Genomic DNA, 19,080 nt, shown 5'->3' on the forward strand with positions numbered 1-19,080 from the left:
GGCCCCAGGGCCTACTGGGCGCTCGCGGTCGGCCGGACGACGAGTTCGTTCACGTCGACCTCCGCGGGCTGCCCGACCGCGAAGGCGATGGCGGAGGCGACCGCGGCGGCCGGCATGGCCACCGCGCGGTAGTCCCGCATCGCCTGCCGGGCCAGCGGATCGCCGATGCCGTCGGCGAGTTCGGACTCGGTGACGCCGGGGGAGACGACGGTGACGCGGATGTCCCCGCCGGACTCCTGCCGCAGCCCTTCGGAGAGCGCGCGTACCGCGAACTTCGTGGCGCAGTAGACGGCGGCGGTGGGCGACACCTCGTACGCGCCGACCGACGCGATGTTCACGAAGTGCCCGCCGCCCTGCGCCCGCATCACGGGCAGGGCGGCGGCGATCCCGTGGAGCACACCGCGCACGTTCACATCGAGCATCCGGTCCCACTCCTCGGTGCGCAGCGCCTCCAGCGGCGACAGCGGCATCACACCGGCGTTGTTGACGAGGACGTCGATCCGCCCGTAGGCGGCACGCGCGGCGTCCACGAAGGCCCGTACGTCCGCGGCGTCGGTGACGTCCAGCCGCCGGTACGCCGCCGTGTGCCCGTCGGCGGTGAGCCGTTCGGCCAGCGCCGCCAGCCGCTCGGTGCGCCGTGCGCCGAGGAAGACGCGATGGCCGTCGGCGGCCAGCCGGCGCGCGGCCGCCTCGCCGATGCCGCTGCTCGCACCGGTGATCAGGACGACCTTGCCGGGGGTGGTGGCGTCCGTGGGCCCGTCGCCGTGCGTGCTCAGGGTGGAGTTCATGCCGTGCCTTTCAAGGGGTGTTCACGTGCTTGCCCTATGAGGCTGCGGCAGGGCGTACGGTCCAGCCAGGACGGACCGTGCCTGGGGGGCTCGTATCCGGGTGTCCCGCACCCCCTCTCCTCACTCGTAGCGCGCGACGAGTGCTGCGGCGTCCTCGGCATCGAGGCCGACCCCGAACTCCTCACTCAGCACGACGGGCAGTTCCTTCGCCGCCACCTGACGTCTGTCCGTCGAGAGATCCGGGAGATACGTGGTGAGTTGGGTGTGGTGCAGAACGAGCCGCCGGTCGGCTGCGGACTTCTGGACCAGCAGCGTGCCGTGGAAGGGCGACAGCGGGTGCGTGGAGGTGAAGTGGCTGGTCACGGTGAAGTCGATGGGGAAGCGCGGCTCGGTTCCGATGGCGTACAGGTCGAACCAGCCGTCCTGCCGCAGCCGCCGCAGCACCAGCGGGCCCTGCGTGCCCGGCGTCGGGCCCTCCTCGCGCGCCAGGGTGTACGTCCAGCCGCCCTGCCGCAAGATCTCGCCGTCCCGCAACCGCAGGGGAGCGCGGGGGCTTTCGGCGCCGAAGCCGACGTCGGTGAACCACTCCGCGCCGTCGAGTTCCACCCGCAGCGACGCGTGGGTGGCCGGGCGGGTGCGGGGCTCGTGCATGCGTACGCGCGAGGCGGTCGCCGTGAAGGTGAAGCCGATCGCTTCCAGCGCCGCGGCGTACAGAAGCGTGTGCTCGCAGCAGGTGCCGCCGCGCGGGCGCCGGACCATTTTCGCCTGGAGGGATTCCACGTCGAGCCGGACCGTCCGGCCCAGGACGACTTCCAGGTTCTCGAAGGGGAGCGCGGTGAGGTGCGCGGCGTGCAGCGCGGTCAGCACGTCCAGCGTCGGTGCGCGTTCGCCCGCGTACCCGATGCGTGCCAGATAGGCATCGAGGTCCAGCCGCTCCCCGCCCCACACGGAGCTCTCCGGGCTGCCCACGGTCCTCCTCGACGTTCGGTCCCGTACGAACCGTTCATCAGACCTCTTCCGGCCCCGCGTACAGCACCGCGTGGGGGTGGTGGCAGACCGGGCACGAGGTCCCTTCCAGTACCTGGGAGAACTTGTACCGGCTGAGCTTCCCGCAGGACCGGCACCGGGCGGTCCAGGGCGTGTGGCGCCCGGGGAAGGGCTCACAGGGAAGGAGGCCGGCCTGCCGCATCAGCGCCGCCGCTCTGTCCAGGGAGGTCGTGCGGCGCTGACCGGCCCGCGCCGCAGGTCTCGGCGACCGCTCCTCGTGGTGACCGGCCCGGCGCCACGCCTGCTCCCACGCCGGGAAGTCCTCCTCCGCGACTTCGCAGGCGATCAGGTAGGCGTAGAGCTGGTGGAGCGAGGAGAGCGTCTGCTTGCGTTCGCGGATGCGCCAGGCGGACATCCGCGAGAGCGGCGCGTACGTCCGGGCCAGCCGCTCCGCCCGCGCCTCCATCGTCCGCAGCGACGGGGCGCCGTCGTCCTCCCAGGCCCGCCGCAGGACCGCCGCCAGGTCCCCGGGAGTACGGACCAGGCTCAGCAGCGGCGCTTCCGTACGGCGGGTCCGCCCCGGCCGCCCGGCCTTGCGCCACAGGTCCTCCGCCGTGTCGAGGTCCATACCGCAGACCGCGGCGATGTCCCGGATCACCGGCCACGGCGGCCTGATCCGGCCGGCTTCCGCCCGCTGGACCGTCGTGAGCGACCGGCCGATCTTGTGCGCGAGTTCCGGCCGGGACAGGTCGCGCCGGGAACGGGCCCGGCGCAGCTCCAGCGCGAGCCGGCCCGCCCCGTGGTTCGGCGTCAGGACCGGCGCCATCGGGCGCCCCCGTCGGCGCGGCATCGCCGGGCATCACGCCGGGCCGCAGGACAGCAGGGCCCGCCCGGCGCCGCGCACCGTACGCCCCTGCCCGGCCTGGATCACGGTCACCGCGAGCAGGCCGGCGCTGGTGAGCACGGCCGTCACCTCGGGCAGCGGCAGGCCGCGCAGGGTCATGAGCACCGCCAGCGCGATGATCACGATGACGATGGCGGTCTCTCCCGGGCCGAAGCGGGACCGGACCGTGCCGCACGCGGCGACGGACTGCTGGACAGACATGAGCGACTCCCTGATTCCCCACCGGCGCGTCGCGCGGCCGGGTGTGTACGGCATACGTCGACTGGCTCCCACCAGATGCCGCGGCGGCGGTCCGCTCCGCCGTGCGCGGTGGACCAAATCGTGCCAGTGCACAGAGTGCTCCCGCGCCTGCTCCGCGTTGTTCGTTCACTCCCGTCCCGTCGGTACGGAAGTGGGCCCCCTGGCAAATTCCCCAGGCGTTGGCCATGGCCTCTGGCGGGTGTGACGAGCGGTCCGACGGCTGACCAGCCGCGACCCGCCGGCCACCAACCGGAACGTGCCGCTCCGCAGGGCGCCGGGCGCCCGTTCCTCCATTCTTGGCCCACTTCGGTTGACGGTGCTGCCGCCGGACCGCCCCCGGAGGGCGGCGTGTTCCCTTCCGGTGGCCGGAGCGAGCACCGGCAACCGGGCGGCGGCGGGGGCGTTCCGCTGCCTCGCCGCCCGTTACCCCGCGTCGTCCGAAAGAGCCGGATGTACGGGGCACTTCGCCTCCTGGACCGGCGCCCGCCGCTTCGGCGGTTGCTTGCGGGCCACCGCGACGACCTGCTTGCCGGGGATGAGGGTGGCGTGCCACATGCGCTGGGCCTCCGGCGCGGGGTCGGCGGGGGCCAGATGGACGTGCCGGAGCACCTCGCGAGTGATGATCTTCATCTCCAGCGTGGCGAGTTGGGCGCCGACGCAGTAACGGCGGCCGCCGCCGAACGGCAGGAACGACTTCTGCGCCGCCTTGGCGCCCTCACCGAGGAAGCGTTCCGGCCGGAACTCCCCGGCGTCCGGGTACACCGCACGGTCCTGGAGGATCAGCGAGAACATCGGGATGGCCACCCAGCCGGCCGGCACCTCGAACCCACCGACCCGCAACGGCTTGTCCAGCAGCCGCCCCATGCCGAAGATCACCGGACGGGACCGCAGCGCCTCCTTGACGACCGCGTCGAGGTAGGTGTCGTCCTCGCCCTGCTCCACCTCCTCCTGGAGCCGCGCGAGCACCCGCGGATTGCGCATCAGCCGCTCGAAGGTCCATGACAGGCCGGTCGCCGTGGTCTCCAGGCCGGCCTCCAGCAGGGTGAGCAGTTCGTCGCGGATCTCCTGGTCGCTGAGCGGGCGGCCCTGGTCGTCCCGGGCGCGGAGCAGCCGCCCCAGGACGTCGTCGGCGTCCGCGTCCTCCTCGGCCCGGCGCCGGGCGATCTCGGCGAACAGGATGTGGTCCACCGTCTCGACGGCCTGCGCGGCGCGGGTCGTCGGCAGGAACGGCAGGCGCATCGCCAGCGGAGACCGTTGCGCCCAGGCCCGCAGCCGGGCGGGCGTCAGGAACAGGGCGGCGGAGCCGGTGGCCTTGGACAGGTCGATGAGACCGGCCCGTAACCGGGCCCCCTGCTCGGTGTCCCGGACCCCGAAGACCAGCCGCAGGATGACCTCCAGGGTGATGGCCTGCATGTGCTCGCGCAGGGTGAACGGCCTGCCGAGCGGCCACGTCCCGATGTCCTTCGCGGCGATCTCGGCGATCAGCTCGGGATAGTTCGCGATGGACCTGCCGTGCAGGGTGGGGCTGAGCAGCTTGCGGTGGCGCCACCATTCCTCGCCGTCGTTGGTGAGCAGCGAGTGCTGTCCGACCCACGGCACGTACCCCGCGCGCAGCGCTCCGGCGCGGTTGCCGTCGCCGTCCATACGGTAGATCTCCGCGGCCAGCTCCGCGGTCGAGACCACGACCTGGGGCGGGAAGCCGAGCAATTTCATACGGAACACCGGACCGTAGCGCCGGCGCAACGTCTCGAAGTAGCGGACCGGATCGCGCATGTGGAGGGTCTGCAGGAAGGCAGGCTGACGCGATCCGGGGGGAAGGCGAAGCATATTTCTCTCCATACTCCAGCGTCTGTCGAGTTGTGAACCTTCGGTCAGGCTGCGGTTCGCCAGGGATTCGCCGATGGTCGGGGAGAACAATCAGCCGGAAGCAGGAGGGACGGGCCCGGCAGGGACAGTAGATGCCCGCCGCCCGGCCGCCGCTGAGCAATTCAACGGTCGCTAGGGAAAACCTTAGTTGCGCGGGCAGTCCGGCGGAGGCCGTCCGGGGCGCTGCTACGCTCGGCGAAATATTCACCGAATTGCCGCTCGGACGTGAATGACCGTTCGGGCAAAGCGGTGTCCGCACTGCCACGCGGAGCGTGGTTCAGGCCATGGCGTATCGGAAAGCTTGGGGTTTCATGCGAGCCATCATCGCCGAAAGTCCGCCAGGTGAGGTCGCGCGCGCAGCGGGCGGCAAAGGGGCAAATCTTTTTGCCCTTTCGGGCAACGGGATCGACGTACCGCGATGGGCGGTGGTGGGTCTCGACGTCTTCCAGGAGTGCATCGCCGCGCTCGATGAGTCGGGGCGGATCGGGAAGCTGCTCGACGAGGTCACCCCGGACTCGGCGGAACGCGTCTCCGGGCAGCTGGCCGGCCTCGTCGAGGCCGCGGAGCTGTCCGGGCGGGCGGCGTCGGTCATCGCGGACGCCTACACGCGGGCGGGAGGCGGCCGGGTCGCGGTCCGCTCCTCCGGCGCCGAGGAGGACGGCGCGCGGCTCTCCTTCGCCGGGCAGTTCGCCACCTCCCTGAACGTCACCGGGCTCGCCGAGGTCGAGGCGCACGTCAAGAAGTGCTGGGCGTCGGCCTTCTCCGAACGATTACTGCTCTACCGGCTGCACCACGGGCTGCCGCTGCACGGCGCCGGACTCGCCGTCGTCGTACAGGAGATGGTGGCCGCCGAGCGCAGCGGCGTGCTGTTCACCGCCGACCCGGTGAGCGGCGACCGGCGCCGCTACGTGGTCAGTTCGGTCTACGGGCTGGGCGAGGGCCTGGTCTCGGGGGCGGTCGACGCCGACACCGTGACGCTCGACGCCGCCACCGGCGAGGTGGCCGAAACCGTGCTGGGCGACAAGCGGGAGCGCTACCACGCGCCCGCGTCGGGCGCCGGGTGCCAGATCAGCGAAGTGCCGCCGGCCGAGCGGGAGAAGCTGTCGCTGACACCGAAGGAACTGGCGCGCCTGCACGAGGCCGGGAGGCGCGTCCAAGCGGTCTTCGGCACCCCGCAGGACATCGAGTGGGCGTTCGCGGGCGATGTCCTGTGGATTCTCCAGGCCCGCCCCATCACCGCGCTGCCGGAGTACGCCGCACCGCCTGACGGCGCGGCGGAACCCGCCGACGGCGAAATCCGGATCTGGGACAACGCCAACATCGTCGAAAGCTTCTCCGGCATCGTCTCGCCGTTGACCTTCAGTTTCGCGGCCCATGTTTACGGCAAGGTCTACGAGAACTATGCGCGGGCCCTTCGCGTGCCCCGGGCCGGGCTGCGCGAGATCGAGGAATGGGCCCCGCAGATGCTCGGCTATTTCCACGGCCGGGTGTACTACAACTTGTTCAACTGGTACCGGATGGTGCGCATCGCGCCCCTGTACAAGCTCAACAGAAAAGTCCTGGAAATCGCCATCGGCGTCGAGGAGGGACTCGACGACGAAACGGCGGAGGCGATCCGTCCGTACACCGTCTCGGCGTCCCCGCGCGACCGGCTGGCCCGCGCCCGTACGGTGGCGGCCTTCGTCCACCGGTTCCTCACCATGAACCGCTCGGTCGAGCGTTTCATGGCGTACTTCTACGCGGCGTACCGGGAATTCGACAACGTCGACTACGACGCGCTGGACGGCCAGGACGTCTACCGGCGTTTTCGCGCCCTGGAAAAGGACCTGCTGGAGAAGTGGGGTCCGATGCAGACCCTGGACGCGGCGATCCTGTGGTCCATCGGCGGGCTCGCCCTGCTCAACCGGCGCTGGCTGCCCGATGCCCCCGAATGGCTCACCTGGAGCGCCGCGAGCCCGGGCCCGCGCGTGGAGTCCATCGAACCCGCCCGCGCGCTGGCGCGCCTCGCGGTCACCGTCCGCGCGGATGCCGCGCTGGAGCGCCTCATCCGGGAGACCCCGGCCGAGGACACCTTCGCGGCCCTGCGCGGGAACGGCCACACCGAATTCCTCGCGGCGGTGGATGCGTACATCGCCGCGTACGGCTACCGCAGCCTCGACGAACTCAAGCTCGAAGTCCCCGACCTGCGGGAAGACCCCTCGGCTCTGTTCGCCCTGGTACGCACCGCGCTGTCCGAGGTCGACGCCGATCCCGGCCGGAAGGCCGACGCCTACCTCGACGCCCACCTGCGCGGGCCGCGCCGGCTGGTCTACGACGTCGTCCGCCGCAAGGCACAGAGCTCCCTGTACAACCGGGAGCGGCTGCGGTTCTGCCGTACCCGCGCGTTCGGCTCGGCGAAGCGGATGCTGCGGGCCATGGGGCGCGACCTCGCCCGGACGCGGGCGATCGAGCACTGGAACGACGTCTTCTTCCTGCGCCTGGAGGAGCTGCGCGGCGTCTACGAGGGCACGACCGGAAACACCGGCCTGCGCGGCCTGGTGGAGCTGCGCAAGCGCCAGCAGGCGCAGGACGGGCAGCTGTCCGCACCGTCCCGCTTCGTCACGCGCGGTGCGCCCTACCGGCGGGGCAACCTGGAGCAGGCCGGCTTCACGACGGGCCCGGCGGCACGTACGGGCGTCCAGGAGCTGCGCGGCACCCCGTGCTGCCCCGGTGTGGTGGAGGCCCCCGCCGTGGTCACGGACACCCCCGTGGACGTGAACGGCGGCGTGCTGGTGACCTACCGCACCGACCCGGGCTGGGTCGCCGCCCTGCCGTCCGCCTCGGCGCTCGTCATCGAGCGGGGCAGCCCGCTGACGCATGTGGCGATCGTCGCCCGGGAGCTGGGCATTCCGACGGTCGTCCAGGTCAAGGGCCTGATGGCGGAGCTGGAGACCGGCATGCGCCTGCGGGTGGACGGAGCGACGGGGTCGGTACGGATTCTGGCCGACGCCCCGGACGCGGCGGGCGGCGCGGCCGGACCCGAGGCCGCGAAGGACCCGGCGGGTGCGTAGCGCGCCGGCCGTCCGGCCCCCGCGGCACCGCCCCATCCCGCAAGCCACGACCAGGAGGCCCGTGTGATCCTCAGCGAGGAATACCTGCAGAACCTGTTGGACAAGACGCTGCCGCAGATCCGCGCCACGGACGGCTGCGCCGTGGTGCTGGAAGGATCGATCGCCGAGGGCTTCGGCAACTCCTCGTCCGACATCGACTTCCTCCTGATCGCCGACGGTGACGCCGACCTGCCGACCATGCCGTCGCTGCTGTTCGTGGATGGGCGGCGGGTCGAGGTCCGCACCCGTTCCGTACGCCAGATCGCGGAGCAGTTCGCCGCGGTCACGGCCGCCGCCGCCAACGGTCCGGGCGCGGAGGACCTGCTGAACCGCTGCCAGCGGCTGCTGCGCAGCTTCCCGCTGCGCGAACCGGAGTTGGTGGCGAAGGTCAAGGACCTGATGTCCTTCGACGACTTCCGGACCACCGTGGGCGAGTGGTGGGCGCGCGCCGCCCGCCAGTCGATCCGGTACGCGCTCGCCCTGCGGCAGCTCGGCCAGGAGCAGGAGGCCGCGGCCTGGACCGAGGCCGGGCTGCTCCAGGCCGTGAAGTCCTGGGCCGCGGGCCGGGGAGAAACCTATCTGGAGCCCAAGTGGCTGCCCGAGCAGCTGGGCCGGATCGGCGACCACCCGCCGGCCGCCCGGTACCTGACGCTCGCCTCACCGTCCGCCTCCGGCCTCGGCGCCGACGCGTACGTCACCGAAGGCGTCCGGCTCGCGGCGGATCTCGGTGTCACGGGCGCCACCCCCGAAGCCGGACGGATCACCGTGGCCGGGGCCGGGGTCACCACCTGGCAGACCGGTGAGCGCGTGCACGTCGTACGCGGCCGGCAGGACGTGTTCGTCCTCGGGGACCGGGCGGCACGGGCCTGGCGCTCCCTCGTCTTCGGCCGGACCCTGGAACAGACGCTGGCCGCCGCGGACGCGGCCGGTGCGCCGCAGGCGGGCCCGCTGATCGCCGAATTCCTGCGGTACGGACTGGTGCGGGTGGCCTGGCAGGGAGACGGGCCGATCGTGCCCGGCCTGCCGCTGGCCGCCCCCGCGGGCGATGTCACACCGCCGCCGAGCACCGCACGGCCCATCATCGCCGTGGGCGGCGCGACGGCCGGCGGCGCGGAGGCGATCGACCTCCTGCCGGTGCCCGCCCGCCGGTTCAGCGCCGCCGCGATGACCCTGGTGTGGTCCAACGTCCTGGTGGAGAACGCCCGCGAGGACCTCGTCGGCGCCCTCGACCGCGGCCAGTGGAGCGTCGCGCAGCTCAGCGCCCTGCGGATGCTGCGGTTCGCCCTGCGCGGGGTGCTCAGTTCGTACGCCGTCAACCCGCTGCCGCCGGACTCCGAGGTCGTTCGCCGGCTGTCGCTTCTGCCGGACGGGGACGACCTCGACGCCATCCGGGCGCGGGCCGGACAGCTCGACACCCTCACGATCGCCTCCGGCCCTCAAGGGGACGCCGCGCTGACGGCGCTGGACGACTTCGTGGCCCTGGTCCGCCGGGCCACGGGCGCGGACCGCTTCCCGTCCTCCTTCGACTCCCCGGACGCATGGCGGCAGACCTTGGAGGCCGGTAACGACTGGCTGCGCCTGGGCGCACACCTCGACGCGGACCTGCCCATCGACGAGGCGGGCGATCTGCTGTCCAGCGGAGGGGCGCAGCCCCACGCCGCCTCGGCCTGACGGAGGAACAGTGACATCACCCATCAACCCGCCCCGCACGACCGGGGCACGGCGCACGGCGGAACAGCGACAGGAGGCGGCTCGATGACACGGCGACTGAAGATCCTGGTGACCGGCGCGTCCGGGCTGGTCGGCGCGGAGGTCACCGCCCGGCTCGCGGCGGCCGGGCACGAGGTCACCGCCGTGGTCCACCGGCAGCAGACGCTGGTGCGCAACGACGGCACCCCGCTGGACCCCGCCACCGTCCGGTGCCTGCCCGCCGACGTGACCCGGCCCCGCCTCGGCCTGACCGAGGCCGGTTACGCGGAACTGGCCGGCGGCGGGATCGACCGCATCGTGCACTGTGCCGCGATCACCGACTTCGGCCGTCCCGAGGAGGACTACCGCACGGTCAACGTCGACGGCACCGCGCACCTCATCGAGCTGGCCCGCGCCGGCGGCGCCGGCCTGGTGCACGTGGGCACCGCGTACGTCTGCGGCGAGCGCGACGGGCTGATCCGCGAGACGGAGCTGGACCAGGGCCAGCGGCTCGCCAACGGCTACGAGGCCAGCAAGCTGCGGGCCGAGACGCTGGTGCACAAGGCACGGGCCGACGGGGTGCGCGCCGCGGTGGTGCGTCCCAGCATCGTCGTCGGCGACGAGCACACCGGCGTGGTGCGCGACTACAAGAACATCTACGTCATCCTCAAGCTGACCACCGAGGGCAAGGTCCGCTCCGTCCCCGGCCTGTACGAGGCGCGCCTGGACCTGGTGCCGGTCGACTACGTGGCGGACGTCATCACCCGGGTCACCGAGCGGTTCGACGAGGCGGAGGGCCGTACCTTCCACGCGGCGGGAGCGCCGCTGACCCTGCGGGACTTCTCCGACGTGATGGCCGAGTACCCCTCGTTCCACGTGCCGCGGTTCGTCCCCCCGACGAGCTTCGACGCCCAGCGCCTGCCCACCCGCGAACGCCGCTACTACGAGCGGATCGTCTCGCTGTACGAGAGCTACTTCCGGCGCCGGATGACGTTCGACGCCTCCCACACCGCGGCGCTGGGCGTGCGCGCGACGCCCGCGGACGGGCCGGACTTCCTGCGCAAGCTGATCAACCACTGCCTGGAATCGGGCTACCTGGGCGCCCCGCCGGCCGGCACCGGCCCGGCCGCCGACGACGCGAACGGAGCCGGCCGATGACCTGGGACACCGCGGACCCGCGCCCCTTCGGCGACGACCTTTCCCCCGCCCTCAGCTGCACTTCGCGCAAACGCGCCCTGTTCGCCGCGGACACCTACTTCCTGGAGAGCTACGAACAGCTCGGCACCCTCACCGCCGACCCGGACGGCTTCCTCCACCGGCACGCCGCGCTGCTGCTCAAACCCGACGCGGTGGTCAGCAGGCAGATACCGGTGACGGTCGACTGGCTGGCCCGCAACGGACTGCGGATCGTGGCCGCCGAGCGCACCCGGCTCACCCGCACCGCCGTACGGTCGCTGTGGTACTACCAGTGGAACCTGGCCACACCGCAACGGCGCCGCCTCGCCGACCTGTTCATGGACTCCTGCGACGCGGTGGTGCTCGTCGTACGCCCGGAGGCGGACCAGACCGGCGCCGCGCCCGCGTCGGTCGTCATGACCGAGCGCAAAGGCCCGACCGACCCCCAGGCCCGGATCCCCGGCCAGCTGCGGTACGAAATCGGCCGCTACAGCTATCTGCTCAACCTCGTGCACACCCCCGACGAACCCGCCGACGTGGCACGGGAGTTGGGCATCCACTTCGACACCGCCCGGCGGGAGCGGGTCTACGCCGACGCGCTGGCGGGCGACGACCGGTCGGCGCGGGCGCGCGAACTGGCCGACCAACTGCACGCGGAGGTACCCCGGCGGGACCTCACCTTCGAGCCCGCGGCGGAACGCCTCAAGGCGGCCGTGGCGGAAGCGGAGGAGGCGGCACAGCCCGGCGCGGTCCGGGACGAACTGCGCGCGGCCCGGCAGGCCGCCCGGTCGCCCGAGGGATACCGGCGGCTGCTGGAGGCCGTCTGGCGGGCCGGGCTGCCGCTCGACCCCTGGGACGTGGTGATTGTCGGCACCCACGTCCTGCCGATGAAGCGCAAGGGACTGGCGCCCGTACTCGACGGGGTCGGCGTGCACGACTGGCAGCGCCACATGGCGCGGCTCGCGGCCAGGTGACACGGAGGAGAAGCATGGACACGGTGGAATTCAGCCGCACGGTGCCCCGGGAGCTCGTCCATCGGTCGAGCATCACGGAGGTGCTGGTCACCGGCGCACTCGCCCGGGACGAGGACACCCTCGACGTCGGGGTGCAGATCCCCCGCTCGCACGCCTTCTACCGGGATTCGGCGGGCTGCGGGCACCTCTACGACCCGATGGTGCTGGTGGAAGCGGCCCGGCAGACGCTCATCATGCTGGGACACGACCTGTTCGGCATGCCCTTCGGCACGAAGTTCATCCTGCGCGAGATCGCCCTGCACGAGGCGGACCCGGCCGCGCTCGCGGTCAGCGTCGTCCCCACCGAAGTGGTGTTGCGCTGCCACATCCTGCGTCGCTTCCGCGACCGTACGGGCAGCGTACGGGGAGCGCGGCTGCGCTACAGCGCGATGATCGGCGACCATGTGGCGGCCACACTGGAATGCGGCATGTCCTGGGTGCCGCCGGAACAGTGGCAGACGATGCGCGAAGAGGGGCGGATCGCCCTGGGGCTGCCGCCACACCTGGGCATCCAGGCCCCCGAACCGCCGCCGCGGATCAAGGAGGCCCTGGTCGACCGCCGCGATACCGCCAACGTGGTGCTCTCCTCCTTACGCGTGTCGCCCGACGCCGCCGGTACGGGGACGGCGCGGCTCGTCGTCGACACCCGCCACCCCGTGCTGTTCGACCACTACGTCGACCACGTCCCCGGCATGCTCACCCTGGAGTCGTTCCGGCAGCTGGGCATCGCCACCGCCGCCGCCACCGGCACACTGCCCTCGGCAGCGGCCCTGCTCACCGGGATCAGCGTCCGCTTCACCGCCATCGGCGAGCTGGACCTGCCGGTCACCTGCGAGAGCGTCCTGTTACAGGGCGACGGGACGCACGCCGTCCTGCACACCACCATGCGGCAGGAGGGGCGCGTCATCGCCGCCGGCGAGGTGCGCCTGACCAGGCCCGGCACGGAGGCCGGGACGCGATGAGCGACGGCCCCGCCACCCTCGACATCGACGGGCTGCTGACCCGTACGCCCACCGTGCGCCGTCGGCTCGACCTGACCAGGCCGGTCGCCCGGCCCCTGCTCGCCCAGTGCCTCCGGCTCGCCCTGCACGCGCCCAACGGCGGGAACCGGCAGAACTGGTGGTTCCTGGTGATCGACGATCCGGAGACGAAGGCGGGGATCGCGCAGTACTACAAGGCCGCCTCGGACGCCTATCTCGACGCCGCGCCCCCTGCGGCGATGAGCGAGCGGGCCGTGGCCGGCGTGCGCCACCTCGCCGACCACCTGCACCAGGTGCCCGCCCTCGTCCTGGCCGGCACCCGCGGGCGACTGCCCCACGACGCGCCGCTCGCCCGGCAGTCGAGCTTCTTCGGCTCCGTCTATCCGGCGGTGTGGAGCTTCATGCTCGCCGCCCGCAGCCGTGGCCTGGGCACCGCGCTGACCACGGTGCACCTCGCCCACGAACGCGAGGTCGCGGCGCTGGTCGGCATCCCGGCCGACGAGATGACCCAGGTCGCCCTGGTGGCCGTCGGACACACGACGGGGGAGTCCGGCTTCCGCCCCACCCCGCGCCAGCCGCTCGACGAGGTCGTGTCCTGGAACAGGTGGCAGCAGTGAACACCGCGGTGAACCGCACCCCGGCCGCCGTCCGGGCGTCGGCCCGGCTGGGCCGCTTCGTCCTGCGGATGTTCCGCCCGCAGATCTATGTCACCTACGGCGTGCTGTGGACCGTGACCCTGGAGGGCACCGCCGGAGAGATCACGAAGACCGCCGCACCGTGGACGCCCACGTGGGCGACCGCGGTCCGCGCGGCGAGCGTGGTCCTGGCCCTGCTCTTCGTCCGGATGGCCGACGAGCAGAAGGACCTGGATTACGACCGGCGGCACAACCCGGACCGGCCGTTGGTGACGGGCGCCATCACGGTCGCGGAGCTGCGCGGCGCCATGGTGCTGATCACCGTCCTCGTCGTCGCGCTCAACGCGCTGGTCTCGGCGCTGTCCGTGCTGCTGATCCTGCTCGGCCTGGCGTACACGCTGTTCCTGGCCGTGCTGGAACGCCGGTTCCCGCGTCTCGGCGAGAATCTGGTGGCCGGTCTCCTGGTCAGTTACCCGGTACAGCTGCTCCTGTCGGTCTACCTCTACGTCTCCCTGCTGACCGGCGGCATCGACGCCGACTGGCGGGCCGTGCCGCTACTGGCCATGTTCGCCTGCGCCTTCCTGCAGTTCGAGTTCGCGCGGAAGACCGAGTGGCGGCAGGATCCACAGGCGCGGCTGTACTCGCAGGTGTTCGGCCCGCGCGGCAGCGCCGCGATCAGCCTGGCGCTCGCCGTGGGCGCCGTGGTGCTGGGGCTCGCGCTGCTGGGCCGGGCGGGCCTGCTGCCCGCGGCCGCCCTGGTCTTCCCCGCGCTCGGCGCGTGGCGCTTCCTGCTGCGCAAGCGGCCGTCGGGGCTGATGCTCCCGGCGATGGGCTTCGTGCTCTTCTTCAACCTGCTGTGTTTCTACGGGTCCACAGCGCTCGCGATCGGACGGTGAGACGGATGCAGCCGGTGATCATCGACGGGGTACGGATCTTCGACGGCACGTCGGTGCCGGGCATCGGCTCGGTGGAGTGCGCCGACGGCGTCATCACCCGCGTCGACACGGACCCGGGGTCTCGGCCGCCGTCGTCGGCCGAGGTGATCGACGGGACGGGCCGGACGCTGCTGCCGGGGCTGATCGACGCGCATACGCACGTGTTCGGCGCCGAGAGCAACCTTCAACAGGCGCTGGCCTTCGGCGTGACGACCGAACTGGACATGTTCATGGGCCCGCCGGAGGACACCAGGGCCCTGTGCCGGCTGGCCGGCGAGCGCCACGACCTCGCCGACCTGCGCAGCGCGGGCCTGCTGGCGAGCGCGCCGGGTGGGCATCCCGCCGTCACCATGCCGACGCTGCCGACCGTCGCCGGGCCCGGGCAGGCGGATGCCTTCGTCGCCGCCCGGCAGGCGGAGGGCGCGCACTTCATCAAGATCATGGTGGATGACGGCGTGAATCACGGGAGGTCGCTGCCCGCGCTGGAACCGGCGACCGTGACGGCGCTCGCCGACGCCGCGCGCCGCCGGGGCCTGCTCAGCGTGGCCCACGTCTCCGCCGTGTGGTCCGCGCGGCGCGCCCTCGACAGCGGTGTGGACGTACTGACGCACCTCCCGCTGGAAGCGGCCCTGGACGACGCCTTCGTCCGCCGGGCCGCGGAGGCGAGGCGCGTCGTCATCCCCACCCTGGCGATGCTGGAGGTGTCCGCGCCCCGGTCCGCCACCGGCGTCACCCGGTCTTTGGCCGACGGTCCACGGATCGCCGCCTTCCTTTCGGACCACGCCCGCGCCGCGATCACGGAAGGCCGCGAGGGCCTGTGCGTGGAACACCCCTTGCCCGCACACCGTTTCCGCCACGCCCTGTCGAGCGTGGCCCGCCTGCACCGGGCGGGCGTGCCGGTGCTGGCCGGAACCGACGCCAACCACCGGCCGGGACGCGCCTGCCCGGTCGTCCACGGCGCCGGTCTGCACGCCGAACTGGCCCTGCTCGTCGAGGCCGGCCTGACTCCGGCCGAGGCGCTCACCGCCGCCACCGCGGCACCGGCCGCGCGCTTCGGGCTGAGCGACCGCGGGGTGATCGCGCCGGGGCGGCGCGCGGACCTCGTACTCGTCGCGGGCGACCCCACCACGGACATCACCGCCACCCGCTCGATCGAGGCGGTCTGGCGGGGCGGCGTGCGCTTCGACCGCGAGGCGTACCGCGAGCGCGTCGCGTCGCGTACGGCGGCGTGAGCGGGACCCGTGCGCAAGACAGCACGAACGGCATGAGCGGCATCCACACGAATCGGAGAACGAACGGCATGAGCGACGGACCCGCACTCCTGGCCGGGGCCAGCAGTACCGCGCTGGTCGTGGGCATGGCCCGCGCCGCCGAGAGCCGACGGCCGGACCGGCTCTTCGAGGACCGCCTGGCCGGGCGGTTCCTCGACGCGGCGGGCCATGAACAGCAGGCGGTGTGGAGCGGCGGGCCGGGCGAGCGGTTCGCCGACGCCATGGGCGACTACTTCGCGCTGCGCACCCGGTACTTCGACGACTACTTCCGCCAGGCGTACGCGGCGGGCTGCTGCCAGGTGGTCGTGCTCGCGGCCGGTCTGGACACCCGCGCCTTCCGGCTGGACTGGCCGGACGAAACCCGCCTGTTCGAACTGGACCAGCCCGATGTGCTCGCCTTCAAGGAACACGTCCTGCGGGGCGAATCGCCGCGCTGCCGGCGCGAGGTGATCGCGGCGGACCTGCGCGAGGACTGGACCGTACCGCTGGCCGGGCACGGCTTCCGCACGGACGAGCCGACGGCCTGGCTGGTCGAAGGCGTACTGGTCTACCTCACCGAGGACGCGGCGGACCGTCTGCTGGGCCGGATCAGCGCGCTGTCGGCGCCGGGCAGCCACCTCGCCATGGAGCACGTCACCCGGTCGATGATCAACTCGGACCAGGCGCGGCAAGCGGCGGCGGCCTCGCCGGAAGGCGTCGTGAACCTGCTGTCCTCGCTGTGGACGAACGAGATGACGCGCCCGCCCGGCGACTGGCTCGCCTCCCACGGCTGGAGCGCCACCGAAGAGCCGCTCACCGGCCTGGCCCGGGGTCACGCCCGGCCCGTCCCGCCGGCCTTCGACCCGGCGTCGCCGGGGACCGGGCGGGTGAGCCTGCTGTCCGCCGTCCGATGACGGCGGCCCGATGACGGCCGCCGGAGGCCCCGGCGGCCGGTACGTCACCTATCAGGAGGAGTTCACATGGAGCACACGGAACACATCAGACTCGGAAGCCGAGCGGAAGGCGTGAACGGAGCGGCAGGCGGCACCGGGCGGGTTCGCCGCGCCGCGCTGGCGCTCGTGGGCGCGGCCGTGCTGGCGGCCGTGACGGTGACCCCGGCCCAGGCCGAGCCCGGCGAGACCAAGACGCTGTGCCGGTCCGAGGTCACCCCGTCCGGATGGCTTGAGGTGCGCTGGGGCAAGAGCGAGGCCTGCGGGGCGACCGACATCCCCAACATCAAGACCATCACGCAGGTGGCCGGCCTGCCGGTCGGCTCCCGGGTCGAGGTATGCGCCACCATGGTGCCGCCGGAGGGCTGGCAGCCGGTGAGCACGTCCTACAGCGTCGACTGCCGGACGAGCCTGGGCCCGGGGACGTACAACAACAGGTGGGTGCTGGAGCGGGTTTCCTGACCCGGTAGCGATAGCGACCAACAGTTGAACCGCAGTTGCGAGCGGGCCTGGCCGGGCAGACGTCCGCTGCCCGGCCAGGCCGGTGGCAAGGTGCCCCACCCGCCCGGCGGCTGCCGGTACCGTTGCTGGCGGTGTGACGTCTCAGGCCCGCCGGGACCACTCCGGGTCCAGACGGTCGGTCAGGCCGGCGGCGGCGAAGGCGGCTTCCAACTCCTCGCGGCCTTCCGTGAAGTGGGCCCAGCTGTCGTGGTGGACGGGAACGACACGGCGGGCACCGAGGATACGGGTGGCCTCGGCGGCCTGGGCGCTGTCCAGGACGAGCAGCCCACCGTCGTAGAGCATGGGGAAACGAGGGGCGCCGGCGAAGAGGACGGCGGTGTCCACCGGGGCGAAGCGTCCGGCGATCTCCCTGACCGCGTCGAGCGAGGCGTTGTCGCCGCTGACGTAGACGGTGGGCAGGCCCTCTCCGGTGAGGACGAAACCAACGACCTGACCGGTGACCGGCTCGACCTCCTCGCGCGGGCCGGGGCCGTGGATGGCGGGTACGCCGGTCACGGTGACCGTGCCGCCGTCGGGGCGTTTCAACTCGACGGTCTCCCAGTCCGCCAGCCCCTTGGCCTTCTCCCCGAGGCGCTGTCCGCCGCCGGGGGTGGTGAGGGTGAGCGGGACGTCGGCGAGCAGGGCCCGGCCGGCGGTGTCGAGATTGTCGGCGTGCTCGTCGTGCGAGAGCAGGACGACGTCGACGGGGCCGAGGTCGGCGGGGGCGGCGGCGGAGGGCGCGGTCTTGGTCAGGACCGGTCGGCCGGGGGCCGCGTAGTCGCCGGGGCCGTCGAAGGTCGGATCGGTCAGGAAGCGCAGGCCGCCGTACTCCAAGAAGGCGGTCGGGCCGCCGAGGACGCGGACGGGGAACGTCTCGGCTGCTGAAGGAGCGGCGGACACGAAGCATCACCTCACGGATGGTTTCGGATGAACCGTGAGGCAAAGGTAAGTGGGTATCACGGATAAGCGCAAGCCTTTCCGTGAGACTCATGTTTGAAGGGGTGGCCTACCATGAGGTCATGGAAGAGACCGTGACCGCGGAGCACGCCCCGCCGCCCGCGCCCGGCGCGGAGCGCTACCCGTCTCTCGCGCTCGCCAACAGCACCATCGCCCTGCCCGGCGGCCACTGCATCGACCAGCTCGGGACCCCCGCGTCGGCGAACCACTGGCTCACGGAACGCGGTCTCGCCCCGGCCGACGCGGGCCTGCGGGAGATGTGCGCGGCGCAACTGCGCTCCCTGCGCGAACAGATCCGGGCGCTCTTCGCCTCCCGTGTCGAGGGCCTGCCCGCCCTGCCCGCCGCCCTGACCGCGGTCAACGACGCCATGACCCGCGTCCCCACGGCCCCCCTGCTGTGCTGGGACGACAAGGACGGCCCCTACCGCGCCACCCCGCACCCCACCACGCAGATCGTCGACCACGCCCTGGCGGCCCTCGCCGCCGACGCCGCCGACCTGCTGACCTCGCCCGACGCCGAGCGCCTCACCGCCTGCGGCTCCGCCCCCTGCACCCGCTACCTGCTGCGCCACGGCCGCCGCCACTGGTGCTCCACCCGCTGCGGCGACCGCGCCCGCGCGGCCCGCGCCTATGCCCGTCGGGCCGGGCGGACTTGATGGGGGTTACGAGGTCACCGACCGTGCCGGGGCCTCGATAGGGCAATTCCGTACGGCGGTACAGACCCTCGCCGCCCTGGACCTGCCACCCGCCCAGTTGCTCCGCCACCTCGGCGACCTCGCCCAGCTGCCTGGCGACTTGCCTGTACGCGGTCTACGCCTCGCACGCGGTCCGGCTGCACCTGACCGACGCCTGCCGTGTCCCGCCCGTGCTGGTACGGGCCGCGGACGGCGGCAGCGAGCTGTTCGACCTGCCCACCGGGGCGCCGATCGGCGACGGCGGCGTGCCGTTCGAGACGGTCATCCGCGAAGCGACCCCCGGCGACCACCTGGTGATGTGCACCGACGGCCTGGTGGAGGTGCGCGGCCAGGGCATCGGGGACGGGCTCGCGGCCTTGTGCGAGAGCGCCGCCCACCCGGCCGAGACACGGCGGCCGACGGTGCCTGACCTGAAGCGATGAGTC

The 19,080-nt window shown here is 72.6% G+C and carries 17 protein-coding genes and 1 pseudogene; 12 read left to right on the plus strand and 6 right to left on the minus strand.

Annotated features, from left to right (window positions below; genetic code table 11):
* Window positions 1-11 precede the first annotated feature (11 nt).
* The 5 genes from CP984_RS38865 to CP984_RS38885 form a co-directional block, all read right to left on the minus strand.
* Window positions 12-788, minus strand: coding sequence for an SDR family oxidoreductase (locus CP984_RS38865; RefSeq protein WP_003984537.1), 777 nt, complete (start codon window positions 786-788; stop codon window positions 12-14).
* Window positions 789-908: 120 nt separating this feature from the next.
* Entirely contained in the window at window positions 909-1,757 is an 849-nt protein-coding gene (locus tag CP984_RS38870; protein ID WP_003984538.1) for an arylamine N-acetyltransferase family protein, read from the minus strand.
* A gap of 37 nt (window positions 1,758-1,794) precedes the next feature.
* On the minus strand, window positions 1,795-2,601 hold the full coding sequence (locus CP984_RS38875) for a helix-turn-helix domain-containing protein (protein WP_003984540.1): 807 nt from the start codon (window positions 2,599-2,601) through the stop codon (window positions 1,795-1,797).
* 33 nt (window positions 2,602-2,634) lie between these two features.
* Complete coding sequence (locus CP984_RS38880) at window positions 2,635-2,880, minus strand: hypothetical protein (RefSeq protein WP_003984541.1); 246 nt, start codon at window positions 2,878-2,880, stop codon at window positions 2,635-2,637.
* 462 nt (window positions 2,881-3,342) lie between these two features.
* Window positions 3,343-4,758 (minus strand): cytochrome P450, encoded by a 1,416-nt coding sequence (locus CP984_RS38885; protein WP_317985629.1) that lies wholly within the window; start codon window positions 4,756-4,758, stop codon window positions 3,343-3,345.
* 338 nt (window positions 4,759-5,096) lie between these two features.
* Between CP984_RS38885 and CP984_RS38890 the strand changes: the two genes are divergently transcribed.
* The 10 genes from CP984_RS38890 (at window position 5,097) to CP984_RS38935 (ending at window position 16,964) form a co-directional block, all read left to right on the plus strand.
* On the plus strand, window positions 5,097-7,835 hold the full coding sequence (locus CP984_RS38890) for a phosphoenolpyruvate synthase (RefSeq protein ID WP_050504553.1): 2,739 nt from the start codon (window positions 5,097-5,099) through the stop codon (window positions 7,833-7,835).
* 63 nt (window positions 7,836-7,898) lie between these two features.
* Window positions 7,899-9,545, plus strand: coding sequence for a hypothetical protein (locus CP984_RS38895; protein WP_003984546.1), 1,647 nt, complete (start codon window positions 7,899-7,901; stop codon window positions 9,543-9,545).
* An 84-nt stretch (window positions 9,546-9,629) separates the two neighbouring features.
* Window positions 9,630-10,721 (plus strand): SDR family oxidoreductase, encoded by a 1,092-nt coding sequence (locus CP984_RS38900; RefSeq protein WP_003984547.1) that lies wholly within the window; start codon window positions 9,630-9,632, stop codon window positions 10,719-10,721.
* Entirely contained in the window at window positions 10,718-11,713 is a 996-nt protein-coding gene (locus CP984_RS38905) for a nucleoside-diphosphate kinase (protein ID WP_003984548.1), read from the plus strand. The genes CP984_RS38900 and CP984_RS38905 overlap by 4 nt, the downstream gene beginning before the upstream one ends.
* 14 nt (window positions 11,714-11,727) lie before the next feature.
* Window positions 11,728-12,714, plus strand: coding sequence for a ScbA/BarX family gamma-butyrolactone biosynthesis protein (locus tag CP984_RS38910; RefSeq protein ID WP_003984549.1), 987 nt, complete (start codon window positions 11,728-11,730; stop codon window positions 12,712-12,714).
* Window positions 12,711-13,349, plus strand: a complete 639-nt coding sequence (locus tag CP984_RS38915) for a nitroreductase family protein (protein ID WP_003984551.1) — start codon at window positions 12,711-12,713, stop codon at window positions 13,347-13,349. The genes CP984_RS38910 and CP984_RS38915 overlap by 4 nt, the downstream gene beginning before the upstream one ends.
* Window positions 13,346-14,263 (plus strand): UbiA family prenyltransferase, encoded by a 918-nt coding sequence (locus CP984_RS38920; RefSeq protein ID WP_050504554.1) that lies wholly within the window; start codon window positions 13,346-13,348, stop codon window positions 14,261-14,263. Before CP984_RS38915 ends, CP984_RS38920 begins: the two co-directional genes overlap by 4 nt.
* Before the next feature lie 5 nt (window positions 14,264-14,268).
* Window positions 14,269-15,534 carry an amidohydrolase family protein gene (locus CP984_RS38925; protein WP_030178308.1) on the plus strand — a complete coding sequence of 422 codons (1,266 nt, stop codon included), beginning with the start codon at window positions 14,269-14,271 and terminating at the stop codon, window positions 15,532-15,534.
* A 68-nt stretch (window positions 15,535-15,602) separates the two neighbouring features.
* The gene (locus CP984_RS38930) at window positions 15,603-16,466 is read left to right on the plus strand and encodes an SAM-dependent methyltransferase (RefSeq protein WP_003983473.1); all 864 of its coding nucleotides are present in this window, start codon (window positions 15,603-15,605) and stop codon (window positions 16,464-16,466) included.
* A 66-nt stretch (window positions 16,467-16,532) separates the two neighbouring features.
* Window positions 16,533-16,964: a hypothetical protein gene (locus CP984_RS38935; RefSeq protein WP_003983474.1), complete on the plus strand. Its 432-nt coding sequence runs from the start codon at window positions 16,533-16,535 to the stop codon at window positions 16,962-16,964.
* Window positions 16,965-17,105: 141 nt separating this feature from the next.
* On the opposite strand, the gene CP984_RS38940 is transcribed toward CP984_RS38935, so the two are convergent.
* Window positions 17,106-17,903 carry an MBL fold metallo-hydrolase gene (locus CP984_RS38940; RefSeq protein WP_003983475.1) on the minus strand — a complete coding sequence of 266 codons (798 nt, stop codon included), beginning with the start codon at window positions 17,901-17,903 and terminating at the stop codon, window positions 17,106-17,108.
* Between the two features lie 119 nt (window positions 17,904-18,022).
* Between CP984_RS38940 and CP984_RS38945 the strand changes: the two genes are divergently transcribed.
* Both CP984_RS38945 and CP984_RS38950 read left to right on the plus strand, forming a co-directional pair.
* Window positions 18,023-18,616 (plus strand): CGNR zinc finger domain-containing protein, encoded by a 594-nt coding sequence (locus tag CP984_RS38945; RefSeq protein WP_030178313.1) that lies wholly within the window; start codon window positions 18,023-18,025, stop codon window positions 18,614-18,616.
* Between the two features lie 25 nt (window positions 18,617-18,641).
* A pseudogene (locus tag CP984_RS38950) lies at window positions 18,642-19,038 on the plus strand (PP2C family protein-serine/threonine phosphatase); the annotation flags it as partial.
* Window positions 19,039-19,080: the final 42 nt, after the last annotated feature.

It is taken from the genome of Streptomyces rimosus (genome assembly GCF_008704655.1).
GTDB lineage: Bacteria > Actinomycetota > Actinomycetes > Streptomycetales > Streptomycetaceae > Streptomyces > Streptomyces rimosus.